This window comes from Ewingella allii (assembly GCF_044430645.1).
GTDB lineage: Bacteria > Pseudomonadota > Gammaproteobacteria > Enterobacterales > Enterobacteriaceae > Ewingella > Ewingella allii.
Map to the genome: position 1 here is coordinate 799,191 of NZ_JAWUDN010000001.1, position 24,277 is coordinate 823,467.

General features: G+C 57.5%; 20 protein-coding genes. 12 read left to right on the plus strand and 8 right to left on the minus strand.

Annotated elements, in window-relative coordinates; genetic code table 11:
- The first annotated feature begins 623 nt into the window (after positions 1-623).
- From SBO83_RS03875 to SBO83_RS03900, 6 genes are all read left to right on the plus strand, one after another.
- Positions 624-1,835, plus strand: a complete 1,212-nt coding sequence (locus SBO83_RS03875; RefSeq protein ID WP_396130498.1) for an aspartate aminotransferase family protein — start codon at positions 624-626, stop codon at positions 1,833-1,835.
- A 33-nt stretch (positions 1,836-1,868) separates the two neighbouring features.
- On the plus strand, positions 1,869-2,954 hold the full coding sequence (gene astA / locus SBO83_RS03880; RefSeq protein ID WP_396130499.1) for an arginine N-succinyltransferase: 1,086 nt from the start codon (positions 1,869-1,871) through the stop codon (positions 2,952-2,954).
- Entirely contained in the window at positions 2,951-4,429 is a 1,479-nt protein-coding gene (gene astD, locus SBO83_RS03885) for a succinylglutamate-semialdehyde dehydrogenase (protein ID WP_396130500.1), read from the plus strand. Before astA ends, astD begins: the two co-directional genes overlap by 4 nt.
- 31 nt (positions 4,430-4,460) lie before the next feature.
- Positions 4,461-5,804: an N-succinylarginine dihydrolase gene (gene astB, locus SBO83_RS03890; protein ID WP_396130501.1), complete on the plus strand. Its 1,344-nt coding sequence runs from the start codon at positions 4,461-4,463 to the stop codon at positions 5,802-5,804.
- Between the two features lie 24 nt (positions 5,805-5,828).
- Positions 5,829-6,809 carry a succinylglutamate desuccinylase gene (gene astE / locus SBO83_RS03895; protein ID WP_396130502.1) on the plus strand — a complete coding sequence of 327 codons (981 nt, stop codon included), beginning with the start codon at positions 5,829-5,831 and terminating at the stop codon, positions 6,807-6,809.
- 323 nt (positions 6,810-7,132) lie between these two features.
- Positions 7,133-8,221: an iron-containing alcohol dehydrogenase family protein gene (locus SBO83_RS03900; protein WP_353502323.1), complete on the plus strand. Its 1,089-nt coding sequence runs from the start codon at positions 7,133-7,135 to the stop codon at positions 8,219-8,221.
- On the opposite strand, the gene SBO83_RS03905 is transcribed toward SBO83_RS03900, so the two are convergent.
- The 5 genes from SBO83_RS03905 to SBO83_RS03925 all read right to left on the minus strand — a co-directional run bounded on the left by SBO83_RS03905 (position 8,218) and on the right by SBO83_RS03925 (position 14,184).
- Positions 8,218-9,090 (minus strand): MurR/RpiR family transcriptional regulator, encoded by an 873-nt coding sequence (locus SBO83_RS03905; RefSeq protein ID WP_353502322.1) that lies wholly within the window; start codon positions 9,088-9,090, stop codon positions 8,218-8,220. The two genes, SBO83_RS03900 and SBO83_RS03905, sit on opposite strands and share 4 nt — an antisense overlap.
- 8 nt (positions 9,091-9,098) lie before the next feature.
- Positions 9,099-10,445, minus strand: coding sequence for an MFS transporter (locus SBO83_RS03910; RefSeq protein WP_396130503.1), 1,347 nt, complete (start codon positions 10,443-10,445; stop codon positions 9,099-9,101).
- 247 nt (positions 10,446-10,692) lie between these two features.
- Entirely contained in the window at positions 10,693-11,001 is a 309-nt protein-coding gene (locus SBO83_RS03915) for a hypothetical protein (protein WP_034790896.1), read from the minus strand.
- Positions 11,002-11,167: 166 nt separating this feature from the next.
- The gene (gene fhuF, locus SBO83_RS03920; RefSeq protein ID WP_396130504.1) at positions 11,168-11,926 is read right to left on the minus strand and encodes a siderophore-iron reductase FhuF; all 759 of its coding nucleotides are present in this window, start codon (positions 11,924-11,926) and stop codon (positions 11,168-11,170) included.
- 164 nt (positions 11,927-12,090) lie between these two features.
- Positions 12,091-14,184, minus strand: a complete 2,094-nt coding sequence (locus tag SBO83_RS03925; protein WP_396130505.1) for a sensor domain-containing protein — start codon at positions 14,182-14,184, stop codon at positions 12,091-12,093.
- Positions 14,185-14,597: 413 nt separating this feature from the next.
- Here SBO83_RS03925 and gdhA point away from each other — a divergent pair, with 413 nt between their 5' ends.
- Positions 14,598-15,941: an NADP-specific glutamate dehydrogenase gene (gene gdhA, locus SBO83_RS03930; protein ID WP_396130506.1), complete on the plus strand. Its 1,344-nt coding sequence runs from the start codon at positions 14,598-14,600 to the stop codon at positions 15,939-15,941.
- Between the two features lie 171 nt (positions 15,942-16,112).
- Here the strand turns inward: gdhA and SBO83_RS03935 are convergent, their stop codons facing one another.
- Positions 16,113-17,132, minus strand: coding sequence for a substrate-binding domain-containing protein (locus SBO83_RS03935; RefSeq protein WP_396130507.1), 1,020 nt, complete (start codon positions 17,130-17,132; stop codon positions 16,113-16,115).
- A gap of 280 nt (positions 17,133-17,412) precedes the next feature.
- Here SBO83_RS03935 and ascF point away from each other — a divergent pair, with 280 nt between their 5' ends.
- The gene (gene ascF / locus SBO83_RS03940) at positions 17,413-18,864 is read left to right on the plus strand and encodes a PTS cellobiose/arbutin/salicin transporter subunit IIBC (protein WP_396130508.1); all 1,452 of its coding nucleotides are present in this window, start codon (positions 17,413-17,415) and stop codon (positions 18,862-18,864) included.
- A gap of 24 nt (positions 18,865-18,888) precedes the next feature.
- Complete coding sequence (locus SBO83_RS03945; protein ID WP_396130509.1) at positions 18,889-20,319, plus strand: 6-phospho-beta-glucosidase; 1,431 nt, start codon at positions 18,889-18,891, stop codon at positions 20,317-20,319.
- 144 nt (positions 20,320-20,463) lie between these two features.
- On the opposite strand, the gene SBO83_RS03950 is transcribed toward SBO83_RS03945, so the two are convergent.
- Complete coding sequence (locus SBO83_RS03950) at positions 20,464-20,763, minus strand: YadA C-terminal domain-containing protein (RefSeq protein ID WP_396130510.1); 300 nt, start codon at positions 20,761-20,763, stop codon at positions 20,464-20,466.
- A 51-nt stretch (positions 20,764-20,814) separates the two neighbouring features.
- Between SBO83_RS03950 and SBO83_RS03955 the strand changes: the two genes are divergently transcribed.
- Positions 20,815-21,078 carry a hypothetical protein gene (locus tag SBO83_RS03955; RefSeq protein ID WP_396130512.1) on the plus strand — a complete coding sequence of 88 codons (264 nt, stop codon included), beginning with the start codon at positions 20,815-20,817 and terminating at the stop codon, positions 21,076-21,078.
- A 10-nt stretch (positions 21,079-21,088) separates the two neighbouring features.
- Here SBO83_RS03955 and SBO83_RS03960 read toward each other — a convergent pair whose 3' ends face one another.
- The gene (locus SBO83_RS03960; protein ID WP_396130513.1) at positions 21,089-22,141 is read right to left on the minus strand and encodes an alpha/beta fold hydrolase; all 1,053 of its coding nucleotides are present in this window, start codon (positions 22,139-22,141) and stop codon (positions 21,089-21,091) included.
- A gap of 259 nt (positions 22,142-22,400) precedes the next feature.
- On the opposite strand from SBO83_RS03960, the gene SBO83_RS03965 reads away from it, so the two are divergent.
- Both SBO83_RS03965 and SBO83_RS03970 read left to right on the plus strand, forming a co-directional pair.
- Positions 22,401-23,168 (plus strand): DeoR family transcriptional regulator, encoded by a 768-nt coding sequence (locus tag SBO83_RS03965; RefSeq protein ID WP_396130514.1) that lies wholly within the window; start codon positions 22,401-22,403, stop codon positions 23,166-23,168.
- On the plus strand, positions 23,161-24,243 hold the full coding sequence (locus tag SBO83_RS03970; protein ID WP_396130515.1) for an oxidoreductase: 1,083 nt from the start codon (positions 23,161-23,163) through the stop codon (positions 24,241-24,243). The genes SBO83_RS03965 and SBO83_RS03970 overlap by 8 nt, the downstream gene beginning before the upstream one ends.
- The last annotated feature ends 34 nt before the right edge of the window (positions 24,244-24,277 follow it).

Genomic DNA, 24,277 nt, shown 5'->3' on the forward strand with positions numbered 1-24,277 from the left:
ATGTGATCAAAGTCCGAAAATGTTAATTTATATGATTTTAATTGTTAATTAATAGTTAAATAAAATTCAAGGCATGAGAAATGAGCAGGGTTGGGAGGTGAAATAGTGCGGTTTTAGATCAAGTTGGTATCATTTTTATAACATAAAAATAACATTAAAAGTGAGGAATTGCTTTTCGCCACCCGCGAGGTATCGACATCAGCAACATAATGCCCAGATTGTGAGAACTATCACGAATTGCCCCTGACCCAGCAAGGAGCAATCTCCCCAAAAGGGTGCGTCACTTTCACCCATATCGAGCAACATCCTCTCTTGCACTCACCGCCAACATGCCTTCGATCACAATCCTGAGCGAAATATTCCTCCAAATCTTGCTGCATATTCAGTCGGAACACCTTCAAGGCGCAAAAGGGTTTGATTTTCTATTATTCACTTTTTATTCATTTAAAGTGAATAAATGGAGTTATTAAGTGGTTGTTTTTTCGTGACGTAGCCGATTTTATGCATTTATTCCCTTTGCTGGCACGAAGACTGCAATCTATCATCAACCAAAGAGAGTAAAATTTTTAACTTAAATGTAACAACTTCACAGCAGTTTGGTCCCCTTTGACTCTGAGGTAGATATGCAACAACAACTCAACGTTAGCCGTGAAAACTTTGATGACTGGCTGGTACCGACCTACGCGCCAGCCTCCTTCGTATTGGTACGCGGAGAGGGCTCATGGCTGTGGGATCAAGAGGGCAAAGACTATGTCGATTTCGCTGGCGGCATTGCGGTTAACGCACTGGGCCACGCGCATCCAGAAGTGAAGAAAACGCTGGTGGAGCAGGCCGATAAAGTCTGGCATCTGGGCAACGGCTACACCAATGAACCCGTGCTGCGCTTGGCGAAACAGCTGATTGACGCCACTTTCGCGGAAAAAGTCTTCTTCTGTAACTCTGGGGCCGAAGCCAACGAAGCCGCGCTGAAACTGGCTCGCCTGTACGGCCACAAGCAGGGCGGCAATAAGAGCGAAATCATCGCCTTCAAAAATGCTTTCCATGGTCGCACGCTGTTTACCGTGACGGCGGGCGGTCAGCCGAAATATTCAGAAGATTTCGCGCCGCTGCCGCAAGACATCACCCACCTGCCGTTTAACGATTTAGCCGCGGTAGCTGATCACATTTCTGAGCGCACCTGCGCGGTGATCGTCGAACCAATTCAGGGCGAGGGCGGCGTGGTGCCTGCCGAGGCGAGCTTCCTGCAAGGGCTGCGTGAACTGTGCGACAAGCACGGCGCGCTGCTGATTTTCGACGAAGTGCAAACCGGCGTAGGCCGTACCGGCGAGCTGTATGCCTATCAGGGTTACGGCGTGGTGCCAGACATTTTGACCACCGCCAAGGCGCTGGGCGGCGGCTTCCCGATTGGCGCGATGCTGACGCTCGACAAGTACGGCGTGCTGTTCCAGCCGGGCACTCACGGCACCACTTACGGCGGTAACCCGCTGGCAACGGCGGTGGCGGGTACCGTGCTGTCGATGATTAACACGCCAGAGGTGCTCAACGGCGTGCAGAAGCGCCACCAGTGGTTTATCGATGGCCTGAAACGCATCAACGAGCAGTATCAGGTGTTCTCCGAAGTGCGCGGCGCGGGCCTGCTGCTCGGCGCGGTGATGAGCGAACGCTTCAACGGTCAGGCCAAGCAGCTCAACACCTTGGCGGCGGAAGAGGGGCTGATCGCGCTGATTGCCGGACCAAACGTGCTGCGTTTTGCGCCATCCCTGATTATTTCCGGGGCGGATATTGAAGAAGGCTTGAACCGACTTGAGCGCGCCGTAAAACGCCTTTGCGCCTAAGTTAAGCTCCCCCCTATTAGCGAGGTAGACAATATGATGTTAATTAGACCCGTGCGGCTTGGCGACCTCGCCGATATTTTGAAGTTATCCGGTAAAACCGGCATCGGTTTGACCTCATTACCCAAAGATGAAACCCAGCTGCGCGCGCGAATTGAACGTTCGCTCGCCACCTGGGCGGGGAAGCTGGACAAGGCCGAGCAGGGTTTCCTGTTCGTGCTGGAAGATACCGAGCAGGAGAAAGTGGTCGGCGTGAGCGCCATTGAGGTGGCGGTCGGCCTGAGCGAGCCTTGGTACAACTTCCGCCTCGGCACCTTGGTTCACGCCTCGAAAAGCCTGAACATTTATAAGCCAGTGCCGACGCTGTTTCTCAGCAACGACCACACCGGCTTTACCGAACTCTGCACCCTGTTCCTCGACCCGGACCACCGCAATGGCAAAAACGGCCACCTGTTATCTAAGGTGCGTTTCCTGTTCTTGGCCGCCTTCCGCCAGCACTTCTCGCCGAAAGTCATTGCCGAGATGCGCGGCGTGTCCGACGACCACGGCCATTCCCCGTTTTGGGACAGCGTCGGGCGGCACTTCTTCGGCATGGAGTTTGTCGAAGCCGACCGCCTGACCGGCATGGGGCAGAAATCTTTTATTGCCGAGCTGATGCCGAAACACCCGCTTTACACTGAACTACTTAGCCCCGAGGCGCGCTCGGTCATCGGGCAAGTGCATCCGCACACCGCCCCGGCGCGGGCCGTGCTGGAAAGTGAAGGGCTGCGTTACACCGGCTACGTGGATATTTTCGACGGCGGTCCGACGCTGGAAGGGGAAATCGACCAGCTGCGCGCGGTGAGAGAGAGCCGCCTGCTGCCGGTGCATATCGGCCAGCCAAATCAAGAGCAGGACGCGCCGCTGTACGTGGTCGCGCGTGAAGATTATCAGGGCTTCTGCGCCACGCTGGTCGCCGGTGATCCGGTGATGAACCGGCTGACCCTTGACGCAGCCACCGCCGAGCAGTTGGGCGTGAAAGAGGGCGACCGCGTGCGCGCCGTCGCGCTCTATCCCTTTCGGGAGAACCGCGTCGCGCCAAATCAAGTAACCGACTCAAACCCAGAGGAAAGTCTCGCATGATGCATCCAGCACTCTTTATTCAAGGACAGTGGCGTAGCGGACAGGGCGCGCTGCTGGAGAAAACCAACCCGGCCAATAATGTCGGGCTGTGGTCGGCGCTGTGCGCCAGCCCGGAAGATGTCGAAGCGGCCTGCACGGCGGCGCGCACGGCGTTCCCCGCATGGGCGCGTAAATCTCTGGCAGACCGCGCGGCGGTCATTGCCCGTTTCGCCGAGCTGCTGACCGAGCATAAAAGCCGCTTGGCCGAGGTTATCAGCCTTGAAACCAGCAAACCGCACTGGGAAACCCTGACCGAAGTGCAGGCGATGATCGGCAAAGTGGCGATTTCCCTTGAAGCCAATCAGGTGCGCACCGGCGAGAAACATACCCCAATGCCCGACGGCGAGGCGGTGCTGCGCCACCGCCCACACGGCGTGCTGGCGGTGTTTGGCCCTTATAACTTCCCCGGCCACTTGCCAAACGGTCACATCGTGCCGTCGCTGCTGGCGGGAAATACCATTGTCTTTAAGCCGAGCGAGCTGACGCCGAAAACCGCCGAAGAGACAGTCAAACTTTGGCAGCAGGCCGGTTTACCTGATGGCGTGATCAATCTGGTGCAGGGCGGCCGTAGCACGGGCGAAGCCCTGGCGGCGTCCGGGCAAATCGACGGTTTGCTGTTTACCGGCAGCGCCGGGACCGGCTACCAGCTGCATCGCCAACTGGCGGGCCAGCCGGAGAAAATTCTGGCGCTGGAGATGGGCGGCAATAACGCGCTGATCGTCGAGCCGGTCCAAGACATCGACGCGGCGGTAAACCTAACTATCCAGTCGGCTTTTATCTCTGCCGGGCAGCGCTGCACCTGCGCGCGCCGCCTGTTGGTCAAGAAGGGCGAGGCGGGGGACAGATTCCTCAAACGTCTGGTGGAAGTGACTTCTGCACTGGTGGTAGGGCACTGGGATGACCAGCCGCAGCCATTTATGGGCGGCGTGATTTCCGACGTCGCGGCCAAACACATTTTGGCGGCGCAAGATGAGCTGATTGCTCTCGGTGGCAAGCCATTGCTGACCATGACTCGCCCTGACCTACACAGCTCGCTGCTGCTGCCGGGCATTATTGACCTGACGGGCATCGCGGGCGTGCCGGACGAAGAGATCTTCGGCCCACTGCTCAGCGTGCTGCGCTATGACGATTTCAATCAGGCCATCGAGATAGCTAACCAAACGCGCTACGGCTTGGCCGCCGGGCTGATTTCCACCGACCGCGCCCAGTTCGACCAGCTGTTAACCGAAGCCCGGGCCGGGATTGTGAACTGGAATAAGCCGTTAACTGGCGCGTCCAGCAACGCACCTTTCGGTGGCATTGGTGCCTCGGGTAACCATCGCCCAAGCGCCTATTACGCGGCGGATTACTGCGCCTGGCCGATGGCTTCGCTGGAAACAGAAAAACTTGAACTGCCTGTGACGTTGTCACCGGGCATTGATTTTAGCGGCGCTTAAGCCGCATTGCAGACGGCGAGAGGAGAGGTTTATGTCGGGAAGTGAAGCGAATTTTGATGGTTTGGTTGGGCCGACCCACCACTACGCCGGTCTCTCTTTTGGTAATGAAGCGTCCACCCGCAATCAGAATGCGGCGGCTAACCCAAAACTGGCGGCCAAGCAGGGATTGTTGAAGATGAAGGCGCTGGCGGATTTGGGTTTCGCCCAGGGGGTGTTGCCGCCGCACGAGCGTCCGCATCTCGCCACGCTGCGCCAGATGGGCTTTGGCGGCAGCGATCGCGACGTGCTGGCGCAGGCGCAGGCTTATTCGCCGCGCCTGCTGTCCTCTCTGAGTTCGGCATCCTCCATGTGGGTGGCTAACGCCGCGACGGTGTCGCCATCGGCCGACAGCGCCGACGGCCGCGCCCATTTCACCGTGGCTAACCTGAATAATAAGTTTCACCGCGCTATTGAAGCCGACACCACCTCGGCGATTTTGCGCGCCACTTTTAAGCATGACGGCCATTTCGCCCACCACGACGCGCTGCCGCAGGTGGCGGCGCTAGGGGACGAAGGGGCGGCCAACCACAACCGGCTGTGCGGCGATTACGATAAGCCGGGCGTGCAGGTCTTTGTCTATGGCCGCGACGGATTAGTCACCGGGGAAAATGAGCCGGTGCGCTATCCGGCGCGACAAACCCGCCTGGCCAGCGACGCGGTGGCGCGCTTGCACCAGCTTTCCGCCGACCGGACCGTGTTTGTGCAGCAGAACCCGGAAGCTATCGATCGCGGCGTATTTCACAACGACGTGATTTCCGTCAGCAACCGCAACGTGCTGTTTCACCATCAGCAGGCTTTTGCTAATAGCGACGCCGCGCTGGAGGAGATCCGCCGCAAAATGGCCGCGCTGGAGTTGGATTTCCATCCCATTGAAGTGCCTCAGTCTAAGGTGTCGATTGACGATGCGGTGGCCACTTATTTGTTCAACAGCCAGTTGCTGAGTAAGAACGACGGCAAGATGATGATTGTGGTGCCCGAGGAGTCGCGCCAGCACAGCGGCGTGTGGGACTACCTGTGCGAGCTGCAAGACAGCGGCGGGCCGATTAATCAGGTGGAAGTGTTCGACCTGCGCGAAAGTATGCGTAACGGCGGCGGTCCGGCCTGTCTGCGCCTGCGCGTGGCGCTGAACCGCGCCGAGCTGGCGGCGGTCAATGACGGTTCGCTGATGAATGACGCGCTTTTCGCCCGCCTCAACCAGTGGGTCGACAGCCATTATCGTGACCGAATGCACGCTGAAGATCTCGCTGACCCACAGCTGCTGACCGAAGTTCGCTATGCTTTAGATGAACTGACGCAAATTTTGGGCCTTGGAGTGATTTATCCCTTCCAGCGCTAAGTTGCCGCCATCAAGGAGCGAAATATGTTTGATTTTCTGGCGCAAACCCTCAGCGGCGAAGCCCCGGTAGCCATCACCGGGCAGACCCCCAATCTCGACTGGATCTGGCGCGAGGAGGGTATTCTTGAGCTATCGCCGCACCAGACCTGCCACAGCGCGGTAGTGATTTCGGCGGGCATTCACGGCAATGAAACCGCGCCCATTGAGCTGCTCAACCAATTGGTGAGCGAGCTGCTGAGCGGCCAGCGGCCTTTGCATGTCAGGCTGCTGGTGCTGCTCGGCAACCCGGCATCAATGCGCGTGAATAAGCGTTTTGTCGATGCCGATATGAACCGCATGTTCGGCGGCAGGCACACCCGCTATTGCCCCAACGGCGAAACCCGTCGCGCCCATGAATTAGAACAGGCGATGGCGCTGTTCTATCGCACCTCGACCGCGGCGGGGGCGACCTATCGTTATCACTATGATCTGCACACCGCCATCCGTGGTTCACTGCACGTGCGCTTTGGCCTGTTGCCGTTGCAGGACAGGCCCTACAGCCCCGACATGCTGAAATGGCTCGACGCCGCGGGCCTCGACGCACTGGTTTATCACCGTTCCCCCGGCGGCACTTTTACCCATTTCAGCAGCGAAGTTTTTGGCGCCGACAGCTGCACGCTAGAGCTAGGCAAGGCATTGCCGTTCGGCAGCAACGATCACCAGCAGTTCACCGGAATCCGTCAGGCATTGCAGTCCTTGGTTAGCGCCACCCCATTGCCGTCAAGGCACGCCGACCAGCCGCTGGAAAGTTACCGCGTCACGCAGGATATCATCCGCTCGCAAGAGGATTTCCAGCTTCACGTCCCGGCAACGGCTCTGAACTTTACCCCTTATCCGAAAGGTTTTTTGATAGCCGAGGAGAGCGGCAAGGCGTATCGAGTCGAAAAGAATGAGGAGTTCGTGTTGTTTCCGAATCCTTCTGTCGCCATGGGGTTAAGAGCGGGGCTGATGTTGGAGCGCTTTTGAGAAAGCGCTGAAACTTCTTAAATTCAAAACCTTGCGTTGCCACGCAAACTGGCCCAGAAGGCGCGTAAGCGCGCGCCCTCTGGACACCCGCGCTTTAATTGCTGTGTGATCGTGGCTTCGCAGGGTTCCAAGGGAGGCGCGTTTACGCCTCCCTTGGTCGGTGTGGGCCGACGCCCACGACCTTGACCTCGACCTTGACCTTGTAGTTGAAATTGAATTTAAGTTTTTTAGCGGAAGTTGGCCCGCCGCCAACCTTTTACCAGCAAAACCCCCCGCCAACGACTAATCTTCCATTAACCCTATTGCGATTTCAAAAGGTCACCATGTTTACTCATCGCTTGGTATTCCCCGCTAGCGTGCTGCGCGGTCGCGGGGCGATAAAACATTTAGGGTCGATGTGTGGCCGTTTGGGGCAGCGGGCATTGCTGGTTGGCGGGAAACGGGCGATTGCCAGCGTTGAGGCGAGCGTGATTGACCAGCTCGAACAGCAGATGGTCAGCTATCTGGGACATGCAGTGCTCAGTGGCCAGTGCTGTCAGGAAGAGATCTCCCGGCTGGCGGATGCGTTTCGGGTACAGGGCGTCGAGGTGATTATCGCCACCGGCGGCGGTCGGGCGCTGGACACCGCCAAGGCGGCGGGCGTGGCCTGTAACCTGCCGGTGGTGACGCTGCCGAGCATTCCGGGCACCTGTGCGGCGGTGACGTCGCTGGCGTTTCGTTACCATCAGGATGGCCGTTTTCGCGACATGCTGCCACTGGCCTATGGCCCGGCGGCGGCGGTGATTGATGCGGATTTACTGGCTCAGGCGCCGCTTAACTGGCTGGCGGCCGGGATCGGCGACACCTTGGCGAAATGGTATGAATATCGCGCCATCAGCGATGAAAATAACCTCACCGGGCTGGCGGGCGTGGCGCGGACCAACAGCGCGCTGTGCTTTTCCCAAATTGAACATTTTGCCGCCGATGCCTGCCTGGCGGTGGAGCAGGGGAAGGCGAATAACGCGCTGGAACAGGTACTGGACGCCATCTTCCTCTATGCCGGTTTGACCTCGATTATGAGTAACGGTGCGCATACCGGCGCGGCCCATGCCCTCTATGAAGGCTTCACCGCGTGCAGTAAAACCCGCCATTTCCCCCACGGGTTGCTGGTGGGCTTTGGCAACCTCTGCCTGCTGGCGCTGGAAAACCGCAGTGATGATGAACTGCACGCCGCGCTGGCACTGGCGCGGGCCAGCGCCATTCCCACCCAGCTGGCACAGCTTTCAGCCGAACTCACCGAGCAGGATATCGCCAGCATAATTGACCACAGCCTGACCGCGCCCGATATGGCCAATATGCCGTTTGACGTAGATTTTGCCGCCATGAGGGCGGCAATAGAAAGGGTCGACAGTCTGGGACGTAGCCTGATTTAGCGTTTCCGCTGGTTGGCAACCACCTCGTGGGTGCGCTGTAGCGCCTCGCGTGCGGCGGGCAGTCGCTGGGTAACGCCAATAAACAGACAGTCGATGATCAACAACTGGCTGGTGCGGCTGGCCATCGCCGCCGCGCGAAAACCCAGCTCCCGCCCGCTGGTTAATAACAGGCAGTCAGCTTTACGGGCCAGCGCAGAGCGCGCGTTAGCAGTGATCGCTAGCGTATAGGCCCCGGCGTTTTTCGCCTGCTGCAAAGGCTCAAGCGCCTCAAGGGTTTCCCCCGAATGGGAGATGGCAAGAGCGACGTCCTGCGAGCCGAGCAGGCAGGCGCTGACCAGGCTCTCATCGCCGCTGCCGTAGGTTTGGCAGACGATGCCGATACGTCGAAGTTTCTGGCACAGGTCCTGAGCTACCAGCGCCGAGGCGCCGACGCCATAGACGTCTATGCGCCGGGCGCGGCTCAATGCCGCCACCGCCTGCTCCAGACTGCCTTCGTCGATCAACTCCGCCGTCGCCGTTGCCCCTTCCACCTCAAAAGCCAACAGCTTTTTCAGCACCTGCTGTGGACTGTCCTGATCGCTAATATCCGCCACTAACGGGGGGTTGGAGTGGGCAGCCGCGCGCGAGTTTTCCGCCGCCAGCGCCAGACGCAGCGCCGGGTAGCCGTCAAATCCCAGCGTGCGGCTGGCTCGCACCACGGTGGCGCTGCTGGTGGCGGCCTGTTTAGCCAGCGCCGTGACGCTCAGCTTGGCGACGCGCTGCGGGTCTTCGGCTATCAGGCGAATCACCCGCTCTTCTGCCTGTGAAAAACTGCCCTGCAAAGCCCGCAGGCGAGCTTCCAAACCTAAAGAGCTCGAAAATGTATTCATCTTATAGCCTACTTTTCCAGTTCGCGCAGGTGGTCGTCTTTGCGCAGGGTCATCAGCGCAAACAGGCTAACCACGCAGGTCGCCACCACGTAATAGGCGGGGATATCCAAATTACCGGTTTGCTTGATAAGGCTGGTGATAATCAGCCCCGCGCAGCCGGAGAACACGGCGTTGGACAGCGAGTAGGAGAGGCCGAGGCCGGTATAACGCACGCGAGTCGGGAACATTTCGGCCAGCATCGCCGGTCCGGGACCGGCAATCATGCCGATGGCCGCACCGGCGATCAGCACTGCGATGCCTTTGGCAATCAGGCTGCTTTCGGTATTTTGCAACAGATGCAACAGCGGGAAGGTCAGCAGAATAACCACCAGCATGGCACCAATCATCACTTTTTTACGGCCAATTTTGTCGCTAAGGATACCCGCAGGTAGGATCGCCAGCGCAAAGCCGACGTTCGCCAACACCGTGGCCACCAAGGCTTGCAGGAAGGTGGCGTGCAGCGAGGTTTGCAGATAAGAGGGCATGACCACCAGGAAGGTGTAGCCACCGGCGGACCAGCCCATCATGCGGCCAATTCCCAGCACGATGGCTTTGAAAGTGGCCGCCGCAGAGGCTTTATCCGCCGCGCTTTTTGGGCCTTTGGCGGGAGTCTGCTTACTGGCTTCAAAGCTGGGTGTCTCATCCAATTTTAAACGCAGCCACAGCGCCACGAAGCCCATCGGCAGGGCCAGCAGGAAGGGAATTCTCCAGCCCCAGGATTTCATGTCGGCGTCCGGCAGGTTGTGAACCAACAGCGCGACCAGCGCCACGCCGGTCAGCAGGCCGAGAGAAACCGTAAAGGACTGCCACGCGCCGTACAGCCCGCGTTTCCCCTTGGGGGCGAACTCGGTCATCAGGGACACAGCACCGCCAAATTCACCACCGGCGAACAGCCCCTGCAACATGCGCAGCAGCGTCAGCAGCAGCGGTGCGGCGACGCCAATTTGCGCGTAGGTTGGCAACAGGCCAATCAGCGCCGTGGCGACGGTCATCAGCAAGACCACGGCAATCAGCGTCGGCTTGCGGCCAATGCGGTCGCCAATTCGCCCGAAAACAATCGCGCCAATCGGGCGACAGAAGAAGGCCAGCGCGAAGGAAGCATAGGTGAGGATCAGTCCCGATAATCCGCTTTGCCCTTCGAGGGTAAAGAAGTTGCCGGCGATCAGCGTCGCCAGATAGCCATAGACGCCGAACTCATACCATTCGATGAAGTTGCCGACGGAACCGGCAACCAGCGCCCGCCGAGACTGGGCGGCGCTAACGGCGGGAGTTTCGGGGAGGGAGGTGGGCGTGGATCCTGGTTGAGAAATGGTCATGTAGTACCTCAGAGGAAGTCGGTTTGTTTTTATAATGAGTCGCGTGATGGGTTAAAATCGTGTAAACAATTTTCTTAATTCTCTGAGCTATTATGTCAATAATTTTCATGCTTTGGCGGAAATTGAAGCAAAACTGTGCGGCAGGCCGAGGTTTTTATGCCGAGCGGGAGAATTAAGGCAATAAAAAAGGCTACATCCCGCAGGAGTAGCCTTTTTCACATCAAAGGGTTATCAGTCAGTTTCAGGGTTACAGCGTGTGGATATCAATGCCGTCGCCAATATTACTTTTCTGATAATAGTTACGCGGGACTTCTACCTGATACTGCTGGTCGGCGTATGCCACTTCCAGAATGTATCTTTCGTTCTCGTAGGATTCGATGGGAATGAACCCAAAGAAACCTTCTGCAACACTGATAGTGCGCGACGAAGGTACGGCGTAACGGTGAACAATCCTTGCTCTGAGTGGCTCTTGCTTGCCAGTTAACATATTCCAAACACGGCTAACGGGTTGCGCCAGTGTGCCGAGCACATCTGAGGCCAGCGATTTCTTATTCATGATGGTTTCTCTCAATGAAAAGCTCGTTGGTCTATCCCCGTCATCAGTCAGTTGTCTGATTGACGGGGCTTATAACTCAATTCTTATAATTTTCTCAGTTTAAGATCCAATGATTTTTTACGCTAAGCTTAGGCGCTTTTGTATGTGCTGGAAACGTAAGCAGTTCTCAGGCCGGACTTTTGCGTTTTTTTCCAGATTTTCGTTCTGCTAGCAATAATGGGCAGGAAGGGCACATGGCGTGGTCGGCTAATTCGTAGCGCAGGCAGCATTGGCGGCGAAACTGCGGGCTGTTTTCATCCTGCGGATTTTCCGGGCGCATCGGCTGGAAAAGCGGGTTCTTGCCGCCGTCGGGCAGCTCGCGCGCATTGAGCAGCGCCATGCCGTCGGAGATATCCGCGTCAACCAACTCCGCCTGCTTAATTCCCCATCCGACGCGGATCCCCGCGTTACTCCAGTAAATCCCCGGTTTCAGGCCGGAAATCTCCGCCATGGCCTGACACACCGGGCGCAGATGCTGTTCGATCATCTCTGCGAAACGGTCCAACGGCTGCGGCGAAGTAAAAGCCGCGCCGGGGCCATCGAGGTAAATCTGGTGAGGCAAACCTTCATCTTGCAGAGCGAGATAGACATTGTCGGCGGCGATTGGCAGCTGCCAGCCGTGGCTGAGGGAGATGATCACCCAGCTCGGCAACAGGTTGGCGAAATACCACTGGGACCACATCGAGATGCGCGCGCGGCGTTTTTCCACGTGGCTGGCGTCTTCGGCGTGCAGCGTCAAATAACGCTCGAGCACGCTGGCGCAGCCGTCGGCGGTGGTCAGCAGCGACATTGGCAGGGCGTTAGTCACCAGCGGCGTCATCGGCTTAAAACTGTCGGCGACCCAGCTGATCGGGCCATCGCGGAAACTATCAAGAATTGTTTGCATCGTCGCTGTCAGAGAGATTGATAAACCAAGCTAATAGAAACAGGGTAACGAATAATAAAGTGAAATAATAATGATTTCTATTTGTATTGGCATTTGGGCAGGGTTTGCCGCGAGGATGTGACCGGGCGCAGAAACGTGCCCGGTCAGCATTGATATTTCAGCAGTTACAGCGGGGCGGCGGGGGTGAAACCGGTCAAACGCGACTCAGACGGCTGAGGGCGGCCAAAGTAGTAGCCCTGAAACAGCGAGCAACCCTCTTCTTTCAGGCGGCGGAACTGCTCCGGCGTCTCCACCCCTTCGGCGGTGGTTTGGATATCCAGACTGCGGCTCATGCCTGTAATGGCGCGGATGATCGCCAGCGCCTCGCGGCTGTCCTGCATATCATTGATAAACGACTTGTCGATTTTGATTTTGTCGAAGGGGAAAGATCGCAGATAGCTCAGCGATGAATAACCGGTGCCGAAATCATCCAGCGCGATGCGCACGCCCAGCTCCTTCAGGCGCGCCAGCGTCGCCACGTTGGCGTTGTTATTGTCGAGCAGAACCGATTCGGTGATTTCGACCTCCAGCCGATTCGGCGCCAGCCCGGACTCACTCAGCGCCGACTCAATCACTGAAATCAGCGAGCTGTTTTTAAACTGAACCGGCGAGAGGTTTACGGCGATGGTCTGATTGCCGACCCAGCTGGCCGCTTCGTGACAGGCTTCGTGCAGCGCATAGGCGCCAATGCTGTGAATCAACCCGGTCTCTTCGGCGATCGGAATAAAGTCCATCGGCATGATCAGCCCGTTAATCGGGTGGTTCCAGCGCATCAGGGCCTCATAGCCAATCACCGCGTCGTGGGCGCTGTCGGTGATCGGCTGATAATAAAGTTTCAGCTGTTTGCTGGTGATGGCGTCGCGCAGATCAAGCTCAATATCGCGGCGTTTGCGCGCGGCCTCGTCCATCTCTTCGCGGAACATTTCATAGCGATTGCGGCCGTTGCGCTTGGCTTCGTACAGCGCCATATCGGCGCAGCGCAGCAGGTGCTCCGGCGTGTCGTCACTGTTTTCGGCGATGGCGATCCCAACGCTCAGGCCGACGGTCAGCGAGTGGCCTTCAATGGTGATGGGCGGCTTCACGGCTTCAATCAGCCGCTGGGCAATCTGGTAGGCCTTGTCGATATAAGGCAGGCTCGGCAGCACGATGGCGAACTCATCGCCGCCGACGCGCGCCAGCGTGTCCCTTTCCCGCAGCACAAAGCGCAGTCGTTTGGCGATGCCGCGCAGCAATTCGTCACCAATCTGGTGGCCGAGGGCGTCATTCACATTTTTGAAGTTATCCAAATCCAGACAGAGCGTAGCGGTCAGGCGATGAGTGATTTTCGACAGCTGCAAGGCTTCGTTCAGGCGCTGGCTAAAAAGCACGCGGTTGGGCAGGCTGGTCAGATTGTCATGGTGAGCCATGTGGTGAATACGGGCGTTGGCCGCGTGCTGGTCGGTGACGTCATCGGCAATCATCAACACATAGCTGGTGTGTGAATCGCTGCCGTTGATCATCGACGCCGTGGTTTGCAACGTGCGTTCGCCAATCGGCGTCGCCAGCTGTTGCTCGCTTTTGTGCAGGCCTTCGGAGCGCAGGCACTCATCCGACTGTTTATTCAGATAATCGCTGATCCCGCGATTCAGGCAATCCTGCGGGCGATTGCCAATCAGCTGTTCGCGCGTCTTGCCCAGCAGCAATTCGGCCTGACGGTTGACCAGCAAGATCTCCCGCGAGACGGCATTTTCGACAATGACCGAAGAGGGGATATTGGCGATCACCGTGTCGAGGAACTGCGACAGGGCGGTCATTTTCTCATTGCTGGCTTCGGCAATCTCTTTCGCCGCCAGTAATTCCTGCTCGTAGAGGCGGCGCTCGCTGACGTCGCGGGTCACTTTGGCAAAGCCCAGCAAGGTGCCGGCGTCGCGCACCGCCTCAATGATGACGTGCGCCCAGAATCGCGAGCCATCCTTGCGCTGCCGCCAGCCTTCGGACTCATAGCGGCCGGTGCGGCGCGCGGTTTCCAGCCCGTGAGCGGGCCAGCCGCTGTCGCGGTCTTCAGAGATATAGAAACAAGAGAAGTGTTTGCCGACAATTTCGTCGCGGGTATAGCCTTTGGCGCGTTGCGCACCGGCATTCCAATTAGCGACGATACCCTCGGGGGTCAGCATATAAATGGCATAGTCTTCAACGCTTTGAACCAGCAACCGATACATTACATCAGAATCTTCGTTCATCTTTTTTGCCTGATAGCGTGCCGCTAAGGTTCAGGTTCCTCCCAAACGCTAGGCCGGCTGTAAGTTGCGTCTGTCCCGACGCATTTTTGCTGTGATGTGTGGGGTAGACGGTATCATAAGAATATTCCTAGTTCGCCTTGTGTTGGCAGTAACTAGCCTATTTTCAAGCAGATACAGTAAAAAGATCGGACTTAAGCAAAATTTTTAATGTTCAATCGAAGTGACAACTGGGAGTTATCGGCCATTGGTGGGAAAACTTTAGGGGAAACTTGCACTCTTTTTGCCCATCCGCCTTGAAGTCTGAATATGAACCAATGTTATATTCGGGGGGCACAACATCGGCCCCGGCGGTTTTCATAATAAGCTTGAACAAAAAATTACCGGGGGAGTTTTTAGAAAAAAAGGAATTACTGATGAATGGTTTAACTTCTCTGGAGTCATTTTTAGAACAGTTACAACAACGCGATGCCCACCAAGCTGAGTACCTACAAGCCGTGCGCGAAGTCTTCACCTCGCTGTGGCCCTTTCTGCAAAAAAATCCTCATTATCTTGAACAGAGCCTGCTCGAACGTCTGGTTGAACCTGAACGGGTGATCCAGTTTCGCGTGGCCTGGATTGACGACAGCGGCACGGTGCAAGTTAACCGCGCGTGGCGCGTGCAGTTCAACTCGGCGATTGGTCCTTACAAGGGCGGGATGCGCTTCCACCCGTCGGTCAATTTGTCGATTTTGAAGTTCCTCGGCTTCGAGCAAACCTTCAAAAATGCCTTAACCACGCTACCGATGGGCGGCGGCAAGGGCGGCTCTGACTTTAATCCGAAAGGCAAAAGCAAAACTGAAATCATGCGTTTCTGTCAGGCACTGATGACCGAGCTGTATCGCCATCTGGGGCCGGATACTGACGTCCCGGCCGGGGATATCGGCGTGGGCGGGCGCGAAGTGGCCTTTATGTCCGGCATGATGAAGAAGCTTTCCAACAATACTGCCTGCGTGTTTACCGGCAAAGGGTTGTCATTCGGCGGCAGCCTGATCCGCCCTGAAGCCACGGGCTACGGGCTGGTTTACTTCACCGAGGCGATGCTAAAACGCCACGGTTTGGGCTTTGCCGACAGCAAAGTGGCGGTTTCCGGCGCGGGCAATGTGGCGCAGTACGCCATTGAAAAAGCCATGGAGCTGGGCGCGCGGGTGATCACCGCCTCTGACTCGGGCGGCACCGTGGTGGATGAAGCGGGCTTTACGCCGGACAAACTGGCGCACCTGGCGGAGATTAAAAACTCCCGCTATGGCCGAGTTGAAGAGTACGCCCGCGAGCGCGGTCTGGACTTCTTGGCCGACCAGCAGCCGTGGAACGTGCCGGTGGACATCGCGCTGCCTTGCGCCACGCAAAACGAGTTGGACATCGACGCGGCGCATCGGCTTATCGCTAACGGGGTGAAAGCCGTGGCGGAAGGGGCCAACATGCCCACCACCATTCAGGCTACCGACGCCTTCCTCGCCGCTGGCGTGCTGTTCGCGCCGGGTAAGGCGGCCAACGCCGGTGGCGTGGCAACCTCAGGCTTGGAGATGGCGCAGAATGCGGCGCGGATGAGCTGGAATGCCGAGAAGGTGGACGCCCGCTTGCAGCACATCATGCGTGATATCCACGAAGCCTGCGTCGAGCACGGCGGCGAGGGCAAGCAGACGCATTATGTGCACGGCGCGAATATTGCCGGGTTTGTGAAGGTAGCAGATGCGATGCTCGCCCAAGGCGTCCTCTAATATCCTCGTCATCCTTCGCGCCGCGGGGGCGTTGGCTGCGCTCAGTCTCCCGAATCACTTACCTGTGTAAGCTCATCGGGAGCCTAAGTTTGCCGCCTTCCCGCAACACGAATGACTTAGAGGATGGTTGGAGTTTAAAAAATAAAATAATCCGCGCTTGTCGCGGATTTTTTATTGCCCGAAATAGGGGCCGGGGGCGACGGAGTCTCTGAGGATCAGTTCTGAGGAAAAGGCATTGTTTTGCGACAGATAGCCGCCGTCGAGCATGGCGATCAGGCGATTAATTACTTCGTTCACCATGCCGCTGACCGGGTCTTTAATGCTCGACAGCGCGGGCTGCAAGAAGGGGGCGGTAGGGATGTTGTCGAAGCCAATCAGCGAGACGTTTTCCGGCACGCTGAGTTTGGCGGCGTGCAGGGCTTTCATCGCGCCAATCGCCATATCATCGTTACTGGCTAGAATCGCGCTAAAGGGTGTATTGGCCGCCAGCAGGGATTCTATCGCCGCCGCGCCGCTGGCCGGGGTCCATTTCCCTTTAACAATCAGCTCTTGGCGAATAGGCAAACCCTGGGCCTCTAGCGCTGCTTTATAACCCGACAGGCGCTCAATGGCGGTCGGGGAGTCGAGGGAGCCGGTGATAAAGGCGATATCGCGATGCCCTTGGGCCAGCAGATGCCGGGTAGCCTGAAAACTCGAGCCTTTGTGGTCGCAGAAGATGCAGTGGCTCTGGTGGCTGCGCAGCTTTCTGTTCACCACCATGATCGGCTGCTTGTGCTGGCTGATGATGGCGTCCATGGCATCCACGGTCAGGAAGCGCGGGTAGACAATCACTGCGTCACAGCGCAAATCGAGCAGGAACTGAATCGCCTGCTGCTCCTCCTCGGCGCTGTGTTTGCCGTCGACCAGAATCAGCTGCCGCCCGTTGTCCTCGAGCTTTTTGGCGGCCTGAGACAGCAATTCGTTGAAGTAGCTGCCGTTATACAGCGTGTTGGTGATAACCAAGCCAATGCACTGGGACTTGCTGGTGGCAAGATTGCGGGCCAGCAAATTGGGCCGATATCCCGCCTCTTCAATCGCCTGATAGACCGCGACCTTGGTGGCCTCGCTGACATACCCTTTCCCTGACAACAGCCGTGACACGGTGGCCTTTGAGACACCTGCCTTCATCGCCACTTCTTTCATCGTAGACATCGGGTGTTCCTGAATCCTTGAAAATTATTGTCATTCTACACGCAGCCCACGCCCATAGGCATGGCTTGTGCGCCACGAATTGCCCAAGCCGATCAAGATCACAAATCAAAAATTCTCCCCTTCAAGCTCTTGAACTCATTCTCGCATATGAACACTCTTATGTGGAACCGGTTACTTATTTCTTGAAACTCATCACGGAACGCTGAGTTTCATCCCTACATCAGTACATAACGCCATGAATTTAAAAAAATAATGCGTCTCTACGAGGGAATTACCACTCATGTCAAAAAATTATGCGGCAGTAGCGCAATCCATTGTCGATGCCGTCGGCGGCGCGGGCAACGTGGCGGCGGTGACTCACTGTATGACCCGGCTGCGCTTCACGCTGGTGGACGAAACCGCCGTGGATTTGGCGCGGCTGAAAGTCATCAGCGGCGTGATGGGCGTGGTCAACACTGACCAGCAGTGTCAGGTGATTATTGGTAATACGGTTTCTCAGGCTTATGCCGAGGTGGTGAAACTTTTGCCGCAGGGCGCGACGGGGCAGCCCGCGCAGCCGGAGAAAAAACGCCTGACGCTGAGGCGCATTGGCGCGGGCATTCTCGACGCGCTGATAGGTACCATGTCGCCGCTGATCCCGGCGATCATTGGCGGCTCGATGGTCAAGCTGCTGGCGATGATTTTGGACATGACCGGGGTCTTTGACAAAGGCTCGTCCACGCTGATTATCCTCAACGTGATTGGCGACGGTGCCTTCTTCTTCCTGCCGGTGATGGTGGCGGCCTCGGCGGCAATCAAATTTAAAACCAATATGTCGCTGGCGATTGCTATCGCCGGGGTGCTGGTTCACCCGAACTTTATCGACCTGATGGCGAAAGCCGCGCAGGGCCAGCCAGTGGAGTTTATCGGCTTCTCGGTCACGGCGGTGAAATATACCTACACCGTGATCCCCGCGCTGTGCATGACCTGGCTGCTCTCTTACATAGAGCGCTGGGTGGATAAAATCACCCCTGCGGTGACTAAAAACTTCCTCAAGCCGATGCTGATTGTGCTGATCGCCGCGCCGATCGCCATCATGCTGATTGGTCCGCTGGGTATCTGGATCGGCAGCGGCATTTCCGCGCTGGTTTACACCGTGCACAGCTATCTCGGCTGGCTCTCCGTCGCCATTATGGGGGCTATCTGGCCGCTGCTGGTGATGACCGGCATGCACCGCGTCTTCACTCCGACCATTATTCAAACCATTGCGGAAACCGGCAAAGAGGCGATGGTGATGCCATCGGAAATCGGTGCCAACCTGTCGCTCGGCGGTTCATCGCTGGCGGTAGCGTGGCGCACAAAAAACCCGGAGTTGCGCCAAACCGCGCTGGCCGCCGCCGCGTCGGCGATTGTTGCGGGGATATCTGAACCGGCGCTGTATGGCGTGGCGCTGCGCCTGAAACGCCCGCTGATTGCCTGCCTGATTAGCGGCTTTATCTGTGGCGGTATCGCCGGGATTGGCGGCCTTGCCAGCCACTCTATGGCCTCGCCGGGGCTGTTCACCAGCGTGCAATTCTTCGACCCGGCTAACCCGATGAGCATCGTCTGGGTGTTCGCCGTGATGGTGCTGGCGGTGGTGATCTCCTTTATTACCACTTTGCTGCTCGGCTTCGAAGATATCCCCGTCGAGCAGCCAAAAAGTGAAACAACTCAGCCAGAAAATAACCCGCTGACGCCACTGAAAAATATTTGATTGAGTAACGAGAGAGGACCTCTGATGCACACATCCACATTTCCTGACGGTTTTTTATGGGGCGGCGCGATTGCCGCCAATCAGGCCGAGGGCGGCGTAAACCAAGGGGGAAAAGGGCTGGCGACGGTAGACACTTTGCCTCACGGCGAGCATCGGCTGGCAGTGAAAACCGGGCTGGAAAAACGCTTTACCCTGCGCGATGACGAGTTTTACCCGAGCCATCAGGCGATCGATTTTTATCATCGTTATAAAGAAGATATCGCGCTAATGGCCGAGATGGGCTTCAGCGTGTTTCGCACCTCCATTGCCTGGAGCCGCCTCTACCCGCAGGGCGACGAGCTGACGCCCAACGCCGAGGGCATCGCCTTCTATCGCGATCTGTTTGCCGAATGCAAAAAGCACAATATTGAGCCGCTGGTGACGCTGTGCCACTTCGACGTGCCGATGCATCTGGTCACCGAATATGGTTCATGGCGTAACCGCAAAATGGTGGAGTTTTTCACCCGCTACGCCCGCACCTGCTTTACAGCTTTCGACGGGCTGGTGAAGTACTGGCTGACCTTCAATGAGATTAATATTCTGCTACATAGCCCGTTTTCCGGCGCGGGATTGGCGTTTGAGGAGGGAGAGAATAAGCAGCAGGTGAAATATCAAGCGGCGCACCACGAGCTTCTCGCCAGCGCGCTCGCCACGAAAATTGCCCATGAGATTAACCCGCACAACCAAGTGGGCTGCATGCTGGCCGGGGGGAATTTCTACCCGCGAACCTGTAAACCAGAAGACGTGTGGGCGGCGCTGCAAAAAGACCGCGAAAACCTGTTCTTTATCGACGTGCAGGCGCGCGGCGCTTATCCGTCTTACACCCGCCGACAGTTTAAAGAGCAGGGGATTGAGATTCATATAGAGCCGGGCGATGACGACATTCTCAAAAACACCGTGGATTTCGTCTCCTTCAGCTATTACGCCTCGCGCTGTGCCTCGGCGGAGATGAATGATAACAACAGCAGCGCGGCCAACATCGTTAAATCCCTGAGCAACCCCTATATCGAAAGCAGCGAGTGGGGCTGGGGCATTGATCCTCTGGGCCTGCGCATCACCATGAACATGATGTATGACCGTTACCAGAAGCCGCTATTCCTGGTGGAAAACGGTTTAGGGGCCAAAGACGTGGTCAACGGGCAAGGGGAAATCAACGACGACTATCGCATCAGCTATCTGCGCGAGCACATCAAAGCCATGGGCGAAGCCATCGAAGACGGCATCCCTGTGATGGGTTACACCTCGTGGGGCTGCATTGATTTGGTGTCGGCGTCGACCGGGGAGATGAGCAAACGCTACGGCTTTATCTATGTCGACCGCGACGACGCCGGGCAGGGCACGCTGGCGCGCACCCGCAAAAAATCCTTCTATTGGTATAAGAAGGTGATTGCCAGCAACGGGGCGGATTTGGATTAAGGCCGCCGCGCTAGCGGGTGGTCAAATCTTGGTTTTCGCCACAAACTTGCCGTCGCGCAGCAGCGCCACTTGCGTGGATTCTGGGTAGTTGGCTCATCATGCATTAATAAGACGGGGGATGGCTCCCCGCCTTGGGTCAATCCGTTACCACTCGGCGGAGAAACCTGCGCCAATCACCGGGTCATTGGAGGTGGTACCGGCGATAGTGGCTTTCGTCACCCAGCTATGGTTGATGCGAGCCGAGAAGCCTACGGCAATTCCCGCCTCTGATGCATATTCACCCGCACCGGCACCCACCGAGAAGGTGGCGTTTTGCGACAACTGCGGGATGTTCGCCATCGCCGCGACGCCAGCAATGCCGGCATTCGCCTGCTTCTTATTATCGTCCACTTGAGATTTAAGGTCGGAGAATTTCTGATTGGTGAAGTTCTGCGACTGCTGCAACGTCTGCTGATCGCCCGCCGCGCGCGCGTGGGATTCTGATAGGACTTCTGCGTGATTCTACTCGGCCTTCAGCGATCAACGCTGAATAAGTGGCTGAATGGCACGGTGACGCAAATTCCCGCCGTGGCGGTGACGGCCATCAAGATGCTGTGGTTTATGAAAGAGAGCGATCCGGTGATGTTCTCCAAGTGGGCCTATGTCCAAGATTTCGGCATGACGGCAGAAAACGCGCTTAACGAGCGCGCGCAGGAGTTCCTTCAGACCATCAAGAAAGAGCCAAGCCTGCCGATCCGAAAGTTGCTGAGTAAAAGCTAACCCCACACCTCTACCCATTCGCCACATCCAAAATTGCCTGCGCGAAAGCCTCGGGAGCCTCCTGCGGCAGATTGTGGCCGATCCCGCCGCTAATGGTTCGATGCTGATACTTACCCGTGAACTTATTGGCATACGTTTCTGGGGCCGGGTGCGGCGCGCCGTTGGCGTCACCTTCTAGCGTGATGGTCGGGATCTTAATCAGCGGAGATGCGGCGAGGCGATTCTCCAAATCATTGTATTTTGACTCCCCCTCGGCCAGACCCAAGCGCCAGCGATAATTGTGGATAGACACCGCGACGTGGTCTGGGTTGTGCAGCGCCTGAGCCGAACGGGCGAACTCTTCGTCGCTGAACTGCCATTTTGGCGAGGCGGTGTGCCAGATGAGTTTAGCGAAAGCTTCCGTATTGGCGGCATATCCCGCCTGACCGCGCTCGGTGGCGAAGTAAAACTGATACCACCACGCCAGCTCGGCGGCAGGGGGCAGTGGCTTCTTATTGGCGGCTTGGCTACCAATCAAATAGCCACTCACCGACACCAAGGCTTTAAAACGCTGAGGCCAAATTGCTGCGAGAATATTGGCGGTGCGCGCGCCCCAGTCAAATCCGCCAACCACCACCTTCTCAAGCCCCAGCGCGTCTAAAAATGCAATTGCATCTACCGCGACCACTGCCTGCTGGCCGTTTCTCGGCGTAGATTCTGAGAGAAAGTGCGTCGAGCCGTAACCGCGCAGCCAAGGGATCAGCACGCGGTATCCCGCTGACACCAGGATCGGCGCGACATCAACAAAACTGTAGATATCGTAAGGCCAGCCGTGCAGCAACAACACCGGTTCACCGTTTTTCGGCCCGACATCCACATAACCGATGTTTAAATCTCCGGCGCGGATCTGCTGAATATTTTTAAAGGTGCCCAGCACTTTGTTGCCAGAAGCTGCGGGCAATGCGCCAGCTGTGCCGGAATTTGCACTGGCAGGTAAGGCCGTCAGCCCCAGCTCAAAAGCGGCAAGTCCGGCTGCGGCAGTCTGAATAAAGCGGCGGCGGGCAGGGTTATCAATGTCTGGCATAGCTCTCTTCCTCAAAGGTCAGATGGATCGATATGCAGCAGAATGACGCGCGAGATGACACTGCTCTGTGCACCTCTTTATTTAAAACGGCCGATGTATCTCCTGTGTGTCAGTTTAGCCGCTCAATTGTATGTTCAGGTATCTGAACTGTGCCGTTAGCCCTTTAACCTTCTATGCCATTCGGCAAAATGGTCGTTCACACTTGCTACTTTTTGCAGTATATTGCGTTTTTATGCTGTTATTTGCGAGTGGAGGGCGAATGCACAAAGTGGCTCGCCAGCAGGTTTTGCTGGAACTGCTCAGTGAAAAAGGGCAAGTGAGTGTCGCGGATTTAGCGCAAAAAATGCAGGTTTCTGCGGATACCGTGCGGCGCGATCTGGCGGACCTTGAGCGTCAGGGGCTGGCGCAGAAGAACCACGGCGGGGCGATTGCCTTAGACCTGTCGGCCATGAACCGTCAGGGGCGTAGCCATCTGCTTGCTACCACCAAGCGAACGCTGGGGCAGGCCGTGGCAGCGCAGATCCCCGCAGGCAGCACGATTTTCCTTGATGCGGGCAGCACGGTGCTGGCGGTGGCGGATGCCCTGCGCGGGCCGATGACCGTCATCACCACCTCGCTGGATATCGCCCAGTGCCTGAGCGAGCGGGCGGACATTCAGCTGATCCTGCTAGGCGGCAGCTGGGATGCCAAACAGCGGCTGTTTGCCGGCAGCGCCACCCTTGCGATGCTGGCCCACTACCGTGCAGATATCGCCGTGCTGGGGGCCTGCGCTATCCACGCCCAGCTTGGCCTGAGTGCCAGTCAGGAGGCGGATGCCGAAGTGAAACGCGCCATGCTCAAGCTGAGCGCCGCCCACTGGTTGGTCGCCGATCACCTCAAACTCAATCGCTGCGAGCCGCATCTGGTGGCCGAGCTAACTGATATTCATCATTTGTTCATCGACCGCCCGTGGGGCGAGCTGGGTGAGCAAGATTCGATCAAAGTCAGCGTCACCGCCTCGGGGACGCAAGGAGAAAACCATGAGTGAAACGACCCGCACCGCCACTAAAAGCCTCAACGTAGCGTTAATCGGCTACGGCTTTGTTGGCAAGACCTTCCACGCGCCGCTGATCGGCGCGACGCCGGGCTTAAATTTGCTGGTGGTGGCGTCGCGCGATGCCGATAAAGTCCATGCGGACCTGCCGGAGGCTCTGGTGATTGCTTCTCCAGAAGAGGCTATCCGCCATCCTGATGTGGATCTGGTGGTCATCGCGTCACCTAACGCCACCCACGCGCCGCTGGCCAAAGTGGCGCTGGAGGCCGGGAAACACGTGGTGGTGGATAAGCCATTTACATTGGATATGCAGGAAGCGCGCGAGCTAATTGTGCTGGCGGATAAGCAACAGCGCCTGCTGTCGGTGTTCCACAATCGCCGCTGGGACAGTGATTACCTCGGCGTGAAGCAGGTGATTGAGCAGGGGCTGATTGGCAAAGTGGCGCATTTTGAGTCGCACATTGACCGTTTCCGTCCCGAAGTGCGGGTGCGCTGGCGTGAGCAAAACGTGCCGGGCAGCGGCCTGTGGTTCGACATCGGCCCACACCTGATTGATCAGGCGCTGCAACTGTTCGGCCTGCCGCAGACGGTGCAGGGCAATATTGCCACGCTGCGCCCGAACGCGGAGATCAACGACTGGGCACACGTGGTGCTGAACTACCCGACGCATAAAGTGATTTTGCATTGCAGCATGCTGGTGGCAGGTGGCGCGTCCCGCTTTGCGGTTCACGGCGAGAAGGGAAGTGTGGTGAAGGCCAACGCCGACCGCCAGGAGAGCCAACTGTTGGCGGGCGTGGTTCCGGGAAGTGGTGTCTGGGGGCAGGATGATGATGCCTTGGTGCTGTTTGAAGGCAGCAACCCGTCGCGCACTATCGCCACCCCGAACGGCGATCAGCGCCAGTACTATATGCAAATTCGCGACGCTTTAAACGGCGAGCGCGCCAACCCGGTGCCTGCGGTTGAAGCCTTGGCCGTGATGGCCGTGCTGGAAGCGGCGGTAAAATCATCCGAGACGGGACAATCCCAATCCTTGGATCTGACCAGCGACGAGCAAGCCAGCTTGCGTTAATGGCCTTGGTGGTTCGCCAATAAATGCAAAAGCC